The organism is Pseudomonas sp. HP_12 (assembly GCF_055283955.1).
In genome coordinates this window covers 23,361-39,432 of sequence record NZ_JBTOQG010000023.1, presented here as the reverse complement: position 1 = coordinate 39,432, position 16,072 = coordinate 23,361, and the positions used below count along the sequence as shown (strand labels likewise).

At 59.9% G+C, this 16,072-nt stretch carries 17 protein-coding genes and 1 tRNA gene; 12 read left to right on the top strand and 6 right to left on the bottom strand.

Annotation, left to right across the window (positions count from 1 at the left end; all coding sequences use genetic code 11):
* Window positions 1-48 precede the first annotated feature (48 nt).
* The 6 genes from ACYASU_RS15455 to ACYASU_RS15430 all read left to right on the top strand — a co-directional run bounded on the left by ACYASU_RS15455 (window position 49) and on the right by ACYASU_RS15430 (window position 5,158).
* Window positions 49-1,035, top strand: coding sequence for an NAD(P)/FAD-dependent oxidoreductase (locus ACYASU_RS15455; protein ID WP_463583301.1), 987 nt, complete (start codon window positions 49-51; stop codon window positions 1,033-1,035).
* Window positions 1,032-1,247 (top strand): TIGR02450 family Trp-rich protein, encoded by a 216-nt coding sequence (locus tag ACYASU_RS15450; protein ID WP_463583300.1) that lies wholly within the window; start codon window positions 1,032-1,034, stop codon window positions 1,245-1,247. Before ACYASU_RS15455 ends, ACYASU_RS15450 begins: the two co-directional genes overlap by 4 nt.
* A gap of 169 nt (window positions 1,248-1,416) precedes the next feature.
* Window positions 1,417-2,397, top strand: a complete 981-nt coding sequence (locus ACYASU_RS15445; RefSeq protein ID WP_463583299.1) for a YbgA family protein — start codon at window positions 1,417-1,419, stop codon at window positions 2,395-2,397.
* Window positions 2,398-2,399: 2 nt separating this feature from the next.
* The gene (locus ACYASU_RS15440; protein WP_463583298.1) at window positions 2,400-3,338 is read left to right on the top strand and encodes a MerR family transcriptional regulator; all 939 of its coding nucleotides are present in this window, start codon (window positions 2,400-2,402) and stop codon (window positions 3,336-3,338) included.
* Between the two features lie 9 nt (window positions 3,339-3,347).
* Window positions 3,348-4,793, top strand: coding sequence for a deoxyribodipyrimidine photo-lyase (gene phrB, locus ACYASU_RS15435; RefSeq protein ID WP_463583297.1), 1,446 nt, complete (start codon window positions 3,348-3,350; stop codon window positions 4,791-4,793).
* A gap of 53 nt (window positions 4,794-4,846) precedes the next feature.
* A complete protein-coding gene (locus ACYASU_RS15430) occupies window positions 4,847-5,158 on the top strand; it encodes a YkgJ family cysteine cluster protein (RefSeq protein WP_463583296.1) in 312 nt (103 codons plus the stop codon).
* A 186-nt stretch (window positions 5,159-5,344) separates the two neighbouring features.
* On the opposite strand, the gene ACYASU_RS15425 is transcribed toward ACYASU_RS15430, so the two are convergent.
* The 6 genes from ACYASU_RS15425 to hemA form a co-directional block, all read right to left on the bottom strand.
* Complete coding sequence (locus ACYASU_RS15425; protein ID WP_192174944.1) at window positions 5,345-5,863, bottom strand: acyloxyacyl hydrolase; 519 nt, start codon at window positions 5,861-5,863, stop codon at window positions 5,345-5,347.
* A 113-nt stretch (window positions 5,864-5,976) separates the two neighbouring features.
* Window positions 5,977-6,777: a glutamate racemase gene (gene murI, locus ACYASU_RS15420; protein WP_192174945.1), complete on the bottom strand. Its 801-nt coding sequence runs from the start codon at window positions 6,775-6,777 to the stop codon at window positions 5,977-5,979.
* A complete protein-coding gene (locus ACYASU_RS15415; protein WP_463583295.1) occupies window positions 6,770-7,543 on the bottom strand; it encodes a molybdopterin-synthase adenylyltransferase MoeB in 774 nt (257 codons plus the stop codon). The genes murI and ACYASU_RS15415 overlap by 8 nt, the downstream gene beginning before the upstream one ends.
* A complete protein-coding gene (prmC, locus tag ACYASU_RS15410; protein WP_463583294.1) occupies window positions 7,537-8,370 on the bottom strand; it encodes a peptide chain release factor N(5)-glutamine methyltransferase in 834 nt (277 codons plus the stop codon). Before prmC ends, ACYASU_RS15415 begins: the two co-directional genes overlap by 7 nt.
* Window positions 8,371-9,453 carry a peptide chain release factor 1 gene (prfA, locus tag ACYASU_RS15405; RefSeq protein ID WP_463583293.1) on the bottom strand — a complete coding sequence of 361 codons (1,083 nt, stop codon included), beginning with the start codon at window positions 9,451-9,453 and terminating at the stop codon, window positions 8,371-8,373.
* Window positions 9,450-10,727, bottom strand: coding sequence for a glutamyl-tRNA reductase (gene hemA / locus ACYASU_RS15400; RefSeq protein WP_192174949.1), 1,278 nt, complete (start codon window positions 10,725-10,727; stop codon window positions 9,450-9,452). The genes prfA and hemA overlap by 4 nt, the downstream gene beginning before the upstream one ends.
* 258 nt (window positions 10,728-10,985) lie before the next feature.
* Between hemA and ACYASU_RS15395 the strand changes: the two genes are divergently transcribed.
* From ACYASU_RS15395 to ACYASU_RS15370, 6 genes are all read left to right on the top strand, one after another.
* On the top strand, window positions 10,986-12,713 hold the full coding sequence (locus ACYASU_RS15395; protein WP_463583292.1) for a tetratricopeptide repeat protein: 1,728 nt from the start codon (window positions 10,986-10,988) through the stop codon (window positions 12,711-12,713).
* A 4-nt stretch (window positions 12,714-12,717) separates the two neighbouring features.
* A complete protein-coding gene (lolB, locus tag ACYASU_RS15390; protein WP_282369450.1) occupies window positions 12,718-13,335 on the top strand; it encodes a lipoprotein insertase outer membrane protein LolB in 618 nt (205 codons plus the stop codon).
* Window positions 13,336-13,337: 2 nt separating this feature from the next.
* Window positions 13,338-14,189, top strand: coding sequence for a 4-(cytidine 5'-diphospho)-2-C-methyl-D-erythritol kinase (gene ispE, locus ACYASU_RS15385; RefSeq protein ID WP_463583291.1), 852 nt, complete (start codon window positions 13,338-13,340; stop codon window positions 14,187-14,189).
* A 36-nt stretch (window positions 14,190-14,225) separates the two neighbouring features.
* A tRNA-Gln gene (locus tag ACYASU_RS15380) sits at window positions 14,226-14,300 on the top strand.
* A 47-nt stretch (window positions 14,301-14,347) separates the two neighbouring features.
* Window positions 14,348-15,289, top strand: coding sequence for a ribose-phosphate pyrophosphokinase (locus ACYASU_RS15375; protein WP_037018241.1), 942 nt, complete (start codon window positions 14,348-14,350; stop codon window positions 15,287-15,289).
* Between the two features lie 140 nt (window positions 15,290-15,429).
* Entirely contained in the window at window positions 15,430-16,041 is a 612-nt protein-coding gene (locus tag ACYASU_RS15370) for a 50S ribosomal protein L25/general stress protein Ctc (RefSeq protein WP_065991778.1), read from the top strand.
* The last annotated feature ends 31 nt before the right edge of the window (window positions 16,042-16,072 follow it).

The following is a 16,072-nucleotide window of genomic DNA, read 5'->3' as shown; positions in this document are numbered from 1 at the left end:
AGCTTTTGCCTGAGGCGTAGTCTGTGCAGACAAGGTAACGAGGCCCCTATGACTGTCCCCATTGCAATCATCGGTACCGGCATCGCCGGACTCTCCGCCGCCCAGGCGTTGCAAGCCGCCGGGCATAGCATTCATCTCTTTGACAAGAGCCGCGGCAGTGGCGGCCGGATGTCCAGCAAACGCAGCGATGCCGGCGCATTGGACATGGGCGCGCAATACTTCACCGCCCGCGACCGTCGCTTCGCCGCCGCCGTCCAGCAGTGGCAAGCCGAGGGCCACGTGGCCGAGTGGAAGCCGCTGCTTTACAACTATCACGGCGGAAAACTCAGCCTGTCGCCCGACGAGCAAGTGCGCTGGGTCGGCGCGCCGCGCATGAGTGCAATCACCCGGGCCATGCTCGGCGACATGCCGGTGACCTTTTCCTGCCGCATCACTGAAGTCTTTCGCGGCGAACAACACTGGAATCTGCTGGACGTCGACGGCCAAAGCCACGGCCCGTTCAGTCAGGTCGTGATCGCCATCCCCGCGCCCCAGGCCACCACCCTGCTGGCCGACGCGCCGAAACTGGCGAGCGTTGTCGCGGGCGTGAAGATGGAGCCGACCTGGGCGGTCGCGCTGGCGTTCGATACCCCGCTGGACACGCCCCTCGAAGGCTGCTTCGTGCAGGACAGCGCCATCGACTGGCTGGCCCGCAATCGCAGCAAACCCGGGCGCGACAGCCAGATGGACACCTGGATTCTGCACGCCACCAGCGCCTGGAGCCGCCAGCATGTGGACATGGCCAAGGAGGACGTCATCGATCACTTGCACGGCGCGTTCGCCGAGCTGATGAATTGCGCGATGCCTGCCCCGGCATTCACCCTCGCCCACCGCTGGCTGTACGCAAGGCCGGCTGGCGGACGCGAAGTCGGCGCGTTGTCCGATGCAGATCTGGGTCTGTACGTCTGCGGCGACTGGTGCCTGTCGGGCCGAGTCGAAGGCGCCTGGCTGAGTGGTCAGGAAGCCGCGCGACGTCTGCTGGAACACCTCAAATGAATCGAATCAACCCGCGCAAGCTGCTGCTGTCGAAATGGACGGCAGCGTCTCGTCAGAACCGTGAAAAGCACTTTTTGGTCACCGAGTTGTTTTGTGATGAAGAAGGGACGGTGCTGGAGATCGAACTGCAAGCCGTCATGACCAAGCGCAGCCAGACGCTGGCCTGGCAGACCCTGCAGAATGACCAGAGCTGGCAGATGGGTTGGAAGTAAACCCTTCCCAACTGCCGCCTCAGCCCGTCATTACGGCTGAATTCCCGCACCTTGTCGTTTCATTCACCGATCTTGTACAAATTATTTGACTTGCACTGCTACAAACCTATGATGGGCAAATGTTGTACAGAGAAACGGATCTGTATAAGAAGTTCATCGAGGGTTTGTCATGTCTGCTGTACTCGATCATTCATCAGAGCAAGCCTCCAAACCCAAGCTGGGCGTCAGCGCCTGCCTGATGGGTGTGGAGGTCAGGTTCAATGGCGGGCACAAGGAATCGCACCTTCTGACCCGGGCCCTCAACGAATACTTCGATTTCGTGCCGGCGTGCCCCGAGGTCGCCATCGGTATGGGCATCCCTCGCGAAGCCATTCGTTTGGTGGGAGACACAGATCACCCTCGGGCGATCGGCACGGTTCATCACGCCATGGATGTTACCGAACAACTGGCTGATTACGGCGAGCACATGGCTACTGAGATGAGCGACATCTGCGGCTATATCTTCATGCAGAAATCGCCGTCGTGTGGCCTGGAGCGGGTCAAGGTGTACCGCGATAACGGCGTGCCGTTCGAAACCGGCGGACGTGGCATTTATGCCCAGGCGTTCTGCGCGCGTCATCCTGATCTGCCGGTTGAAGAAGACGGCCGTTTGAACGACCCGGTGCTGCGGGAGAATTTCATCACCCGTGTGTTTGCCTATGCCGCGTGGCAAGAGTTGCTGAAAAGCGCCATCACCCGCCGTGCGCTCACTGAGTTTCACGCCCGCTATAAATACCAATTGATGGCCAACGATCCCGTCCAGTACAAGGCGCTGGGGAATCTGCTGGGCACCATGGGCCGGAATGACCCTGCCGAGATCGCCCCGTGCTACTTCAGTCAATTGATGAGCGCGCTGAAAAAACCGGCGACCCGGCGCACCCACACCAATGTGCTGCAGCATCTGTGCGGTTATCTGCGCCAGACCCTCAGCGCATCTGACAAGAAAGAAATCCAGGGCGTCATCAATCAGTACCACCAGGGCATCGTGCCGCTGGTTGTGCCGCTGACGCTGCTCAAACACCATTTCCGCCGACACCCCGATCCGTACATTGCGCTGCAGGTTTATCTGCAGCCGCATCCGGAAAACCTCAGTCTGCGCAACGCGATTTGAACATGACAACTACCGAGCAAGAACCGCCGGAAGGCGACCCGCAGGACCCCGCGAACGCCTTTGAAAACGGCTGGCTGCCGATTCGCGAAATCGCCCGACTGACCGGTGTGAACGCAGTGACCCTGCGCGCCTGGGAACGTCGATATGGCCTCATCGTTCCGCACCGTACAGCCAAGGGCCATCGTCTTTACAGCAACGAACATGTCGACCGCGTGCTGACCATCCTCACGTGGCTGAATCGCGGCGTGTCGGTCAGTCAGGTCAAGCAGTTGATCGACGATCAGCAGGCGCCAGCGCCCAGTGTCGAGAATGACTGGGACATTCTTCGCCAGACTCTGCAGGAAGCCATCGGCGCCCTGGCCGAGCGGCGACTCGATGATTCCCTCAACCGCGCGATGTCGCTGTATCCGCCGCGCACGCTCTGCGAACAACTGTTGCTGCCGCTGCTGGCGTCACTCGAGCAGCGCTGGCAGGGCCAGTTCGGCGCGCAGCTTGAGCGGGTGTTTTTCTACTCGTGGCTGCGCAGCAAGTTCGGCGCCCGGCTGTACCACAACAACCGTCAGGTCAGCGGCGCGCCCTTGCTGCTGGTCAATCAGTCCGACCTCCCGCTCGAGCCGCATCTGTGGCTGACCGCGTGGCTGCTCAGCAGCGCCGATTGCCCGGTGGAAGTGTTCGACTGGCCATTGCCGGCCGGCGAGCTGGCCCTGGCCTGCGAATACCTCAAGCCGCGCGCAGTGCTGTTGTATTCCAGCAAGTCACTGAACGTCGGCCAGTTGCCTCGCCTGCTGCACAACATTGATTGCCCGAAGCTGATCATCGGGCCTGCGGTGCGCATTCATTCGGCGGAATTATCCGCAGCCGAGGGTGAAGTCTCGGGCCTGTCCCTCGCCGAAGACCCTTTGACCGCCCAGGCTGCCTTGCAGCGGCTGGGGCTTATCTAAGGAATAACTATGCAATTGATATGGCTGCGCAGTGATCTGCGCGTGCACGACAACACCGCGCTGAGCGCTGCCATGGAGCAGGGCCCGACTCTGGCCGTGTACATGATCAGCCCGGGCCAGTGGCAGAGCCATGACGATGCCCCATGCAAAGTCGATTTCTGGCTGCGCAACCTTCGCGAATTGAGCAAGTCACTTGCGGCGCTCAACGTCCCTTTGCTGATTGTCCATGCGGACACGTGGGCGCAGGCACCCAAAGCGATCCTGAAGCTGTGTCAGCAACACGGGATCGAAGGCGTACACGTTAACGACGAGTACGGCATCAACGAGAGCAAACGAGACCGTGAAGTGGAGGCGGCTCTCGACGGCGCCGGCATTCTGTTTCGTCGTCACCTCGACCAGCTGTTCTTCCAGCCGGGCAGCGTGCTGACCAAAAGCGGCGGCTATTTCAAGGTCTTCACGCAGTTCCGCAAGGTCTGTTACGCCCGCTTGCATTACTCGATGCCGGCGCTGGTTGCACGGCCCAAGCCGCAACAGAAGCTGTCCGTCAAAAGTGACGTCGTTCCCGATGGCGTCAAGGGCTTCGCTGCGCCGACCGAGACCCTGCGCTCGCTCTGGCCGGCCGGTGAAGATGAGGCGCGTGATCGCTTGCAAAACTTCACCGACGAGCAAGTGCATTACTACGATCAAGAGCGCGACTTCCCCGCCAAGCCCGGGACCAGCCAGCTGTCTGCATACCTGGCGGCCGGGGTGATCTCGCCCCGCCAATGCCTGCATTCAGCACTGCGCAGCAACAACGGCGAATTCGAGACCGGTAATCCGGGCTCAGTCACCTGGATCAACGAGCTGCTCTGGCGTGAATTCTACAAGCACGTGCTGGTGGGCTTCCCCCGTGTCTCCCGTCACCGCGCCTTCCGCCCGGAAACCGAAGCGCTGAAATGGCGCAATGCGCCGAAGGATCTGGAAGCCTGGCAACAGGGTCGTACCGGGCTGCCGATTGTCGATGCAGCCATGCGCCAGCTGCTTGAAAACGGCTGGATGCACAACCGCCTGCGGATGATCTCGGCCATGTTTTTGACCAAGAATCTGCTGATCGACTGGCGCGAGGGTGAGCGCTATTTCATGCAGCACCTGATCGACGGTGATCTTGCGTCGAACAATGGCGGCTGGCAGTGGAGCTCATCGACCGGTACCGACGCATCGCCCTACTTCCGGATTTTCAATCCGCAAAGTCAGTCGGAGCGCTTCGACCCTGAAGGTCGATTCATCAAGCAATGGGTGCCTGAACTGGCTGAGTTGAACAAGCGCGACATTCATAACCCGTCCGCGCTGGGCGGGCTGTTCGGCGTGGAAGGCTACCCCGCGCCAATCGTCGATTTGAAAGCCAGCCGCGAACGCGCCCTGCAAGCGTTCAAGTCGCTGCCCCAGCGGCAAGCCGAGACGCAGGAGAATGGGTGAGCATTCGTCAGCCGGGTTAGCTGTCCGCTGCGCGGTGATTTAAACTGCCGCCCATGACGACTGTGATCCCTTCGCTTCAACTTCCTGACGAATCCGCAATCACGTGTTCCACCTGCGCGGCCTGCTGCTGTCAGCTGGAAGTCATGTTGATCACCGACACCGGCGTGCCCGATCGTTACATCGACACCGATGACTGGGGCGGCGAAGTGATGCTGCGCCTGGACGATGGCTGGTGCGCGGCACTGGATCGCGACACGATGATGTGCACGATCTACGACCGTCGGCCGTTGATTTGCAGGGAGTTCGAAATGGGTGCGCCGGAGTGTATTGCCGAGCGAGAAGGAATCGCGACCGCTTATCTGTGATGGTCGCGGCAAGCAGGAAGCACGGGATTTAATGTTTGCCTGGATCAGCTGCTTTGGCTGACACGTTCCCGGCTAAAGCCGGTCCTACGAGGTGGTTTTTCAGTAGGACTGGCTTTAGCCGGGAAGAAGCGGGTAGTGCATTGCAGGTGCGGTTAAATCCGCTCGTGCAATAACGCAATCAAACGCTTAGAACGGCATCGTGTAGTGAATCGCGTAGCTTTCGATACCGTCGTTATTGGTGGTCATGCCGCCGTTGGAGTAGTGAGTGGCGCGCAGGCCAACTTCATGTCCACCGGCAAAGCGCAGACCGAAACCCAGACGGTCTTCAAACTGGAACGCGCTGCCCAGCTTGTTGCCTTCCACTTCGGTGCGCTGGAATACAGCGGCGCCGATACCGGCTTCAATGTAAGGCTTGACGCTCTCACCCGAAAACTCATAAACGAATACCGGAGAGAACGACAGGCTGTTGTTGCTGGAGCTCTTGTCGCCTTCCCAGTAGGTGTAAGCGCCGCTCCAGTAACCGGTCAGGCGACCGACACCGGTTTGCCACCAGCTTTGATCCCAATCAAATTGCGCGCCCAGACGATAAGTCATCGTGGATTCGCCAGTGTGTCCTACGGAAAACTCGACCCCATCAGCTTGAGCAATTGCGCTTTGCCCCAACAACGCAGCCGCAATCGCAGCCAAACAAAACAGTCGCTTCATCTGAAACATCCTATTTTCGAAAGCAGTTAAAAATTTTTTATATCGACAGAAGTGCTGTAGAAGCCGGCGGCTGAACTTTAGTTCACCCACAGCCGAAGCGATTCACGTTTTTTTCACGAAACGAAGCTTCGCACATTGTCGGAGTTGATACAAAGCACGCGTAGGACGTTTCTGAAATCTTCTGGATCACCGGTCGTCCAGAACTGAGCAGTCCGAGGATGACCGCTCGCCAGCAGCTCGCGCTCGCCCAGTAACCGCTGCAACTGCCGGGCTACAGCGGCACCGGTGTCGATCAGCGTGATGGAGGCAGGGATCATTTCCCGCAGCAATGGCTTGAGAAACGGGTAATGGGTGCAGCCCAGAATGATGGTGTCGCAACCCGCCGCGAGTAACGGCGCGACGTAACCCTGAAGCAACTGGCGAATCGCCGGGCTAACCAGATCGCCCGTTTCGATCAGCTCCACCAGGCCCGGACACGGCTGCGTGATGACTTGCACATCTGCCGCAAAGCGATCGAGCAACGCGGCGAACTTGGCGCTTTGCAAAGTGCCGGTGGTCGCCAGCACGCCGACGACGCCGGTCCGCGTCGCCGCAGCTGCAGGCTTGACCGCCGGCTCCATGCCCACAAGTGGCCAGTCAGGGTAGCGGACGCGCAAGTCGGCGATGCCGGCCACTGTTGCCGTATTGCAGGCGATCACCAGGGCCTTGGCGCGCTGGCTGTGGAAAAACTCGGCAATCGTCGCGCAACGTTCGCGAATGAATTCCGGGGTTTTCTCGCCGTAGGGAATGTGGCCGCAATCGGCGACGTAGAGCAACGATTCCCGTGGCAGCAACTGCTGTATTTCCGCCAGCACCGACAACCCGCCGACGCCGGAATCAAACACCGCCACCGGCGCATCGCTGTCTCTATTCATGCTCGGCGGTAACTCGGAGACCGGTACCGCACACACTGCAGCCAGGATCGCGCTTGACTTTCAATTCGCGGAATCGCGTGCTCATGACATCAATCACCAGCAGTCGCCCTACCATCGGCTCGCCAAATCCGGCCAGCAGCTTCAGGGCTTCGAGGGCCTGCAAACTGCCAACCAATCCTACCAACGGGCCAATCACGCCCGCCTCGCTGCAGGTCAGTTCGGTCTCGCTGCCGTGCCCGTACAGGCAGTGGTAACAAGGGCTCTCCGGACGACGCGGATCGAACACCGACAGTTGCGCTTCCAGGCGAATCGCAGCGCCGCTGACCAGTGGTTTGCAGGCGGCGACGCAGGCGGCATTGACCGCTTCACGCGTCGAAAAATTGTCCGAGCAGTCCAACACCAGATCGACCCCGGCAACGGCTGCGGCCAGTGAGTCAACATCAAGGGCGGCGCGATGGGGCACCAGTGTGATCAGCGGATTGATCGCAGTCAGCCGCGCAATGGCTGAATCAACCTTACTCAGCCCCACGCTCTGGGTGTCGTGAATGATCTGGCGTTGCAGGTTGGTGAGATCGACGCTGTCGAAATCCGCCAGATGCAGTTCGCCGACGCCGGCCGCCGCCAGGTACAACGCCACCGGCGAACCCAGCCCGCCCAGGCCGACTATCAACACGCGGCTCTGTTTGAGGCGCAACTGACCGTCGATGTCGACCTGTTGAAGAAGGATCTGCCGGCTATAGCGCAGCAGCTCTTCGTCCGTCAGCACGGCACTCGCCCGAAGGTAATGCGCTCGTGGTCGCCCAGGTCGCGGCGGGTCTTGATCTCTTCGAATCCGTGCGCAAGCAACAACTCGCGAACCGCTGCGCCTTGATCATAGCCATGCTCCAGCAACAGCCAGCCGCCAGCTTCAAGGTGCGCGGGCGCTTGCGACACAATCAGGCGCAGGTCGTCCAGGCCATCGGCGCCGGAGACCAGCGCACTGCTTGGCTCGAAGCGCACATCGCCTTCGACCAGATGCGGGTCATTGGAGGCAATGTAGGGTGGGTTGCTCAGAATCAGGTCAAAACGCTGACCTTCGACGGCACTGAACCAGTGGCTGTGCAAGACCTTCGCGTTGTCCAGATGCAGGCGCTGACGATTGCGTTCGGCAAGCTCGACCGCCTCTTCAACGCGATCCACCGCCGTGACGCTCCACTGCGGACGATCCTTGGCCAGCGATAGCGCGATGGCGCCAGTGCCCGTGCCCAGATCGAGCAGCGTGTGAGGAATCGCACCAGGCAGAAGCTCCAACGCGGTTTCCACCAGCATCTCGGTTTCGGGCCGGGGGATCAGCGTATGGGGAGCGACTTCCAGGTCGATGTTCCAGAACCCTTGCAGGCCCAGGATGTACGCGACGGGTTCGCCGGTTCGACGACGCTTGAGATAGCCGTCGAAAGCGTGCGCCGCTTCGGTGCTGACAATACGCTCGGGCCAGGTGTGCAAAAAGCTGCGTGGCTTGCCCAGGGCAGCGGCCAGCAACAATTCTGCATCCAGACGCGCTGTCGGAGAATCCGGCAACTCGGCGCTTCTTAACAAGCTGGCGATGATGGTCATTTAATCACCCAGTGCCGCAAGTTGGTCTGCCTGATACTCGGCAAGTAACGGTTCTATCACTGCATCGACCCCGCCGGCCAGAACTTCATCAAGGGAGTAGAGCGTCAGGTTCACGCGGTGATCCGTGACTCGCCCCTGTGGGAAATTGTAAGTACGAATGCGTTCCGAGCGATCCCCGGAACCGACCAGCAATTTACGCTCACTGGCGATGGCGTTGGCCGCCGCAGCGGTCTGCTGATCGTTGAGCTTGGCCGACAGCCAGGACATGGCCCGCGCACGGTTCTTGTGCTGCGAGCGTTCTTCCTGACACTCCACCACAATGCCGGACGGCAAGTGCGTAATGCGGATGGCCGAATCGGTCTTGTTGACGTGCTGACCACCGGCGCCGGACGAGCGATAGGTGTCAACGCGCAAGTCGGACGGGTTGATCTCGATGGTCTGCTGTTCGTCAGGCTCTGGCAACACCGCCACGGTACACGCAGACGTATGAATGCGGCCCTGGGATTCGGTTTCCGGCACGCGCTGAACACGATGCACACCCGACTCGAATTTCAGCTTGCCGTAGACGTTCTCGCCCTCGACCCGCGCAATGACTTCCTTGTAGCCGCCATGCTCGCCCACGTTCTCCGACAGGATCTCGACACGCCAGCCACGCCGCTCGGCATAACGGGAATACATGCGGAAAAGGTCGCCGGCAAAGATCGCGGCCTCGTCACCACCCGTGCCGGCGCGGATTTCCAGAAACACGTTACGGCCATCGTTCGGGTCTTTGGGCAGCAGCATTTTTTGCAGGTCAGCTTCAAGGACCAGCAACTGATCCTTGGCTTCGCGCACTTCCTCGACTGCCATTTCGCGCATGTCGGGATCGCTGTCCTTGAGCAGCGCCTGCGCGCCTTCGAGGTCGCTCTGCACTTTCTGCAGCTGCCGGTACACCTGAATCACTGGCTCGACTTCGGCGTACTCACGGGAATACGCGCGAAATTTGGTCTGGTCGGAGATGACTTCGCCATCGCCGAGCAGCGCGGTCAATTCCTCGAAACGGTCGCTGAGCACGTCCAGCTTATTAAGCAGTGAAGCTTTCATTGCGGGGATTTATCCGTGGAGCCCTCGTTGAGGGCAAAGAGTTCCTGGGCCATGGCCAGCGCATCGACGCGGCCTTCAGCGGAGAGCTTTTTGAGCTGCACGCTGGGGGCGTGCATCATTTTGTTGGTCAGGCCACGTGCCAGCGCCATCAATACATCTTCGGCGTTGCTGCCATTGGCCAGCATGCGCTGGGCTTTCTGCAATTCTTCGTCACGCAGGCGTTCGCTCTGCTGACGATACGCCTTGAGCACGTCGACCGCCGCCAGTTCGCGCAGCCGCGACATGAAATCGTCGACGCCCATGCTGACCAGTTCTTCGGCCGCCTGCGCCGCGCCCTGGCGGCTTTTGAGGTTTTCAGCGACGACTTCGTGCAAATCGTCGACGGTGTAGAGGTAGACGTCGTCCAGCTCGCCGACCTCAGGCTCGATGTCGCGCGGCACGGCGATGTCGACCATGAAGATCGGCTTGTGCTTGCGCAGTTTCAGCGCGCTTTCCACGGCTCCCTTGCCCAGAATCGGCAACTGACTGGCCGTGGAGCTGATGACGATGTCGCTGTTGACCAGCTCGGCCGGGATGTCGGCCAACAGCACCGCATGAGCCCCGAACTGCTCGGCCAGAATATTCGCGCGCTCAAGGGTGCGGTTGGCAACAACGATACGCTTGACCCCGAGATCATGCAGGTGACGCGCGACAAGCGTGATGGTCTCCCCTGCCCCGATCAACAGCGCCTGGCTGCGCTGCAGGTCGCTGAAAATCTGCTTGGCCAGGCTGACGGCGGCAAAGGCGACGGACACCGGGTTCTCGCCGATGGCGGTGTCGGTGCGTACCTGTTTGGCAGCGCTGAAGGTGGCCTGAAAAAGACGCCCGAGCAGTGGGCCGACGGTGCCGGCCTCCCGGGCAACGGCATAGGCCGATTTCATCTGACCCAGGATCTGCGGCTCGCCGAGCACCAGTGAGTCCAGGCCCGACGCCACGCGCATCATGTGTCGCACTGCCGCGTCGTCTTCATGCACATAGGCACTGGCGCGCAGCTCATCGACATTCAGGTGGTGATAATCCGCCAGCCAGCGCAACACGACGTCGGCGGTCAGCTGATCCTGTTCGATATAAAGTTCGCTGCGATTGCAGGTGGAGAGAATGGCCGCTTCCCGGCTGCGGGTCAGGCGGCAGAGCTGCTGTAGCGCCTCAACCAGCTGCTCAGGCGTAAATGCCACGCGCTCGCGGACATCAACTGATGCAGTCTTATGGTTGATACCCAGAGCAAGAAAGGCCATTCAAGGTCGCTGATGGTGACGTGAAGCCGGCAATTGTCCTACTTCGATAGAGTCAGGACAACCACCGCAATACATTCAGAACGTCCGCAGCACACTATTGTCCCTATACAGGTTGCTTATCACCGCCTCTGGCCTGCGACAAAATGTCCACGCACAGGCTGTAGATTAAGCATATCCAGATTTCGCGCGGGCTGTGGGTTTGCTCCCGGCCTTGTGTCATGATGCTTCCAAACCGCAGGTAAGCCGCCCCTCCTCTATATGAATAAATCCTCCGCGTTGTTCCTTGCCCTTGTCGCTCTGAGTGGCTGCCAGTCTACGGCCTCCGTTTCTACGGAGCCTTCTGCTCCCGCGAAAGAAGCGCCGCCCGCACCCGAGGCCAAACCTCAGGTGTACGGCTCGTTTACTCAGGAAACCGTCGTCAGCCTGCTGACCGCCGAGCTTGCGGGCCAGCGCAACCGCTTCGACATCGCGCTGGACAACTACGTGACCCAGGCGATCCAGACCCAGGATCCGGGGATTTCCGAGCGCGCCTTCCGCATCGCCGAATACCTGGGGGCCGATCAGGCCGCCCTCGACACTTCAATGATCTGGGCGAAAAACGACCCGGGCAATCTCGAGGCACAGCGCGCGGCAGCCATCCAGCTGGCGCGGGCCGGGCGCTACGACGACTCCATGCGCTATATGGAGAAGGTCCTTCAGGGCCAGGGCGACACGCATTTTGATTTCCTCGCGTTGTCGGCGTCGGAAACCGATTCCAATACGCGCAAAGGGCTGATCACCAGCTTCGATCGCCTTCTGGTGAAGTACCCGAAAAACGGCCAACTGATCTTCGGCAAGGCGCTGTTGCTTCAGCAGGAAGGCGACAGCGCCGCCTCGCTGAAACTGCTCGAAGACAATCCGCCGGGTGAAGGTGAGGTGGCGCCGATCCTGTTGCGTGCCCGACTGCTGCAAAGCATGAACCGCGGCAAGGAAGCGATCCCGCTGCTCGAAAAAAGCATCAAAAAATACCCGGATGACAAGCGCCTGCGCCTGACCTATGCGCGCATGCTGGTGGAACAGAACCGCATGGAGGACGCCAAAGTGCAGTTCTCCAGCCTGGTTCAGCAGTACCCGGATGACGACGAGCTGCGTTATTCGCTTGCCCTCGTCTGCCTGGAAAACAAGGCATGGGATGAAGCGCAGGGTTATCTCGAAGACCTCGTCGCACGCGGCAGTCACGTCGACTCGGCCCACGTAAATCTCGGCCGCATCTACGAAGAGCGCGACGATCCGCAAACCGCGCTCGCCGAATACGCTCAAGTGGGCCCCGGCAACGACTTCCTGCCTGCGCAGCTGCGTCAGGCCGATATCCTGATGAGCAACGGCAATACTGCAGAAGCGTCGAAGCGGCTGGCCCAGGCACGTGCCGATCAACCCGATTACGCCATTCAGCTGTACCTGATCGAAGCCGAGACCCTGGCCAACAACAACCAGAGCGACCGCGGCTGGCAAGTGTTGAGTCAAGCGCTCAAGCAGTACCCGGATGATCTGAATCTGCTCTACACCCGCTCGATGCTGGCCGAGAAACGCAACGATCTGAAACAGATGGAGAGTGACCTGCGGGCCATTCTCAAGCGCGAGCCGGACAACGCCATGGCGCTGAACGCTCTGGGCTATACCCTCTCGGACCGCACCACACGCTACGCCGAGGCCAAGGAATTGATCGAGCGCGCGCACCAGCTCAATCCGGAAGACCCTGCGGTGCTCGACAGCCTCGGCTGGGTCAACTACCGCTTGGGCAATCTGGATGAAGCCGAGCGTCTGCTGCGTCAGGCGCTGGAGCGCTTCCCGGATCACGAAGTTGCCGCGCACCTGGGCGAAGTCCTGTGGGCCAAAGGCGAGCAGCGTGAAGCTCGCAAAGTATGGGGCAAGGCCCTTGAACAACAACCTGACAGCCCGGTTCTGCGCAGCACCATCAAACGCCTGACCGGCGCCGAGACCCTTTGAATTTATGCAATTGCGCCACGTACTCGTATTCAGTCTGATCGCCCTGCTCGCCGGCTGTGCCGGCATGTCCTCCCGCGAAGCCGTGCAAGGCAAGGGGGACGCCAATCAATGGCGTGTGAACAAAGAACAACTCAGCAGCCTCGATGGCTGGCAGATCAACGGCAAGGTCGGCATCCGCGCGCCAAAGGATTCCGGCAGCGGCACGCTGTTCTGGCTGCAACGCCAGGATTACTACGACATTCGCCTGTCCGGCCCGCTGGGGCGCGGTGCTGCCCGCCTGACCGGTCGACCTGGCGCGGTGTCGCTGGAAGTCGCCAATCAGGGCCGCTACGACGCGCCGGACCCGGAAACCCTGCTCAAGGATCAGCTCGGCTGGAAATTGCCGGTGTCGCATCTGGTCTGGTGGGTGCGCGGTTTGCCCGCGCCGGACAGCAAAAGCAACCTGACCCTTGACGGTGACAGTCGCCTGGCCAGTCTTGAGCAGGATGGCTGGCAGATCGAATACCTGAGCTACACCCAGCAAAATGGTTTCTGGCTGCCTGAACGCATGAAGCTGCACGGGCAGGATCTGGACGTCACGCTGGTCATCAAGGACTGGCAACCACGCAAACTGGGACAATGAGCATGTCGCAAGCACGACTGACACTGCCCGCCCCTGCCAAACTGAACCTGATGCTGCACATCACCGGACGCCGCGCCGACGGTTATCACGAACTGCAGACGTTGTTCCAGTTTCTCGATTACGGCGACGAGCTCAGCTTCGCGCTTCGTGACGACGGCGAAGTGCGACTGCAGACGGAAATTGCCGACGTCCCCCACGACAGTAATCTGATTGTCAGAGCGGCTCGCGCCCTCAAGCAACAATCGGGTTGCCCGCTTGGCGTTGATATATGGCTGAAAAAAGTCCTGCCCATGGGCGGCGGCATCGGCGGCGGAAGTTCCGACGCGGCAACCACACTGCTGGGCCTGAATCACCTTTGGCAACTGGGTTGGGATGAGGATCGGCTGGCGGCGCTGGGCCTGCTGCTTGGGGCTGACGTGCCGGTTTTCGTGCGCGGACATGCTGCTTTTGCCGAAGGCATCGGCGAGATCCTGACCCCCGTAACCCCCGAAGAATCTTGGTATCTGGTGCTAGTGCCGCAAGTATCTGTAAGTACAGCAGAAATTTTTTCAGATCCACTGTTGACACGTGACACTCCTCCCATTAAAGTGCGCCCCGTTCCCAAGGGAAACAGTCGAAATGACTGCTTACCGGTTGTAACGAGGCGGTATCCAGAAGTTGGTAACGCTTTGAATTTGCTAGGTAAATTTACCGAAGCAAAATTAACCGGAACTGGAAGTTGTGTGTTTGGGGCCTTCCCAAGCAAAGCTGAAGCTGATAAAGTCTCGGCCCTTCTTACAGAGACCCTTACAGGGTTTGTAGCAAAAGGCGCAAACATCTCGATGTTGCACCGGAAGTTACAGGCGCTGCTCTAAAAGGAACCGAGTGCCAGGCACTCGTGCAACAGATACAGGGGCGTCGCCAAGCGGTAAGGCAGCAGGTTTTGATCCTGCCATGCGTTGGTTCGAATCCAGCCGCCCCTGCCATTTTCCTATAGTCATCCAGGCATACCCTAAGCCTCCAGGTACTGCGCGTGTCCAAGATGATGGTTTTTACGGGGAACGCCAACCCCGATCTGGCTCGGCGTGTCGTACGTCAGCTGCATATCCCTCTCGGTGACATCTCTGTTGGAAAGTTTTCCGACGGTGAGATTACCGCTGAGATCAATGAAAACGTTCGCGGTAAAGACGTCTTCATTATCCAGCCGACCTGCGCTCCGACCAACGATAACCTGATGGAACTCGTCGTGATGGCAGACGCCTTCCGTCGCTCCTCGGCCACTCGTATCACTGCTGTAATCCCTTACTTTGGTTATGCCCGCCAGGATCGCCGTCCGCGTTCTGCCCGTGTGGCTATCAGCGCTAAAGTGGTTGCGGACATGCTCACTGTCGTCGGTATCGACCGTGTGCTGACTGTCGACCTGCACGCTGACCAGATTCAAGGCTTCTTCGATATTCCGGTAGATAACATCTACGGCTCCCCGGTTCTGGTGGATGACATCGAAGACCAACGCTTCGAAAACCTGATGATTGTCTCCCCGGATATCGGCGGCGTCGTGCGTGCACGTGCTGTTGCCAAATCCCTGGGCGTCGATCTGGGCATCATCGACAAGCGCCGCGAGAAGGCCAACCACTCCGAAGTGATGCACATCATCGGTGACGTGGAAGGTCGTACCTGTATTCTCGTCGACGACATGGTCGATACCGCGGGCACTCTGTGCCATGCGGCCAAGGCGCTGAAGGAACACGGCGCTGCCAAGGTCTTCGCGTATTGCACACACCCTGTTCTGTCGGGCCGTGCGATCGAGAACATCGAAAATTCCGTGCTGGACGAACTGGTGGTGACGAACACTATCCCGTTGTCCGCTGCTGCACAGGCCTGTGACCGTATCCGCCAACTGGATATCGCACCGGTAGTCGCTGAGGCGATGCGTCGCATCAGCAACGAAGAATCGATCAGCGCGATGTTCCGATAAGGGCCCTGCCCTGCCGAACCATCCGTTGACGAAAAGCGCCCCGCCCCGACACTCAATGCCGGGGCGGGGCTTTTTTGCCCATACCGTGTCAGGCGCTGGTCGCAAACGCCGCTCGGTCATGGCTATTTTGGAGATACAAAATGAACGAATTTACTCTGAACGCCCAAGCGCGTACTGACCTGGGGAAAGGTGCGAGCCGCCGCCTGCGTCGTCTCGCCGCCTCCGTCCCAGCCGTTGTCTACGGTGGTGGCCAGGAAGCTACTTCGATCACCATCGAAGCCAAAGAACTGGCCAAGATGTTTGAAAACGAAGCTGCCTACAGCCACGTTATCGAGCTGAACATTGCTGGCGCCAAGCAGAACGTCATCGTTAAAGCGATGCAGCGTCACCCTGCCAAGCAGTTCATCATGCACGCCGACTTCATCCGCGTCGTGGCTGGCCAGAAACTGACCGCTATCGTTCCAGTGCACTTCATCAACGAAGAAGCACCGGTCAAGAAAGGCGGCGAGATCTCGCACACCACCACTGAGCTGGAAGTGACCTGCCTGCCGAAAGACCTGCCTGAGTTCATCGAAGTTGACCTGGGCGCGCTGGAAATCGGCGACAACGTTCACCTGTCCGACGTTAAAGCACCTAAAGGTGTTGAATTCGTTGCTCTGGCGCACGGCAAGGACCTGGACATCGCAAACGTCCACGCTCCTCGCATCGTCCAGGACGAAGAAGAAGGCACTGCAGAAGGCGAAGCAGAGTAATCATTACTCGCTAGCCGGTTGAACCCGTGAT

Excerpts from the sequence above, each read along its gene's own strand:
- ACYASU_RS15450 (WP_463583300.1), top strand. The coding sequence starts at position 1,032 with ATGAATCGAATCAACCCGCGCAAGCTGCTGCTGTCGAAATGGACGGCA.
- prmC (WP_463583294.1), bottom strand. The coding sequence starts at position 8,370 with ATGACCATCATCGCCAGCTTGTTAAGAAGCGCCGAGTTGCCGGATTCT.
- phrB (WP_463583297.1), top strand. The coding sequence starts at position 3,348 with ATGCAATTGATATGGCTGCGCAGTGATCTGCGCGTGCACGACAACACC.
- murI (WP_192174945.1), bottom strand. The coding sequence starts at position 6,777 with ATGAATAGAGACAGCGATGCGCCGGTGGCGGTGTTTGATTCCGGCGTC.
- lolB (WP_282369450.1), top strand. The coding sequence starts at position 12,718 with ATGCAATTGCGCCACGTACTCGTATTCAGTCTGATCGCCCTGCTCGCC.
- prfA (WP_463583293.1), bottom strand. The coding sequence starts at position 9,453 with ATGAAAGCTTCACTGCTTAATAAGCTGGACGTGCTCAGCGACCGTTTC.
- ACYASU_RS15370 (WP_065991778.1), top strand. The coding sequence starts at position 15,430 with ATGAACGAATTTACTCTGAACGCCCAAGCGCGTACTGACCTGGGGAAA.
- ACYASU_RS15430 (WP_463583296.1), top strand. The coding sequence starts at position 4,847 with ATGACGACTGTGATCCCTTCGCTTCAACTTCCTGACGAATCCGCAATC.
- ACYASU_RS15440 (WP_463583298.1), top strand. The coding sequence starts at position 2,400 with ATGACAACTACCGAGCAAGAACCGCCGGAAGGCGACCCGCAGGACCCC.
- hemA (WP_192174949.1), bottom strand. The coding sequence starts at position 10,727 with ATGGCCTTTCTTGCTCTGGGTATCAACCATAAGACTGCATCAGTTGAT.
- ACYASU_RS15445 (WP_463583299.1), top strand. The coding sequence starts at position 1,417 with ATGTCTGCTGTACTCGATCATTCATCAGAGCAAGCCTCCAAACCCAAG.
- ACYASU_RS15455 (WP_463583301.1), top strand. The coding sequence starts at position 49 with ATGACTGTCCCCATTGCAATCATCGGTACCGGCATCGCCGGACTCTCC.
- ACYASU_RS15395 (WP_463583292.1), top strand. The coding sequence starts at position 10,986 with ATGAATAAATCCTCCGCGTTGTTCCTTGCCCTTGTCGCTCTGAGTGGC.
- ACYASU_RS15425 (WP_192174944.1), bottom strand. The coding sequence starts at position 5,863 with ATGAAGCGACTGTTTTGTTTGGCTGCGATTGCGGCTGCGTTGTTGGGG.
- ispE (WP_463583291.1), top strand. The coding sequence starts at position 13,338 with ATGTCGCAAGCACGACTGACACTGCCCGCCCCTGCCAAACTGAACCTG.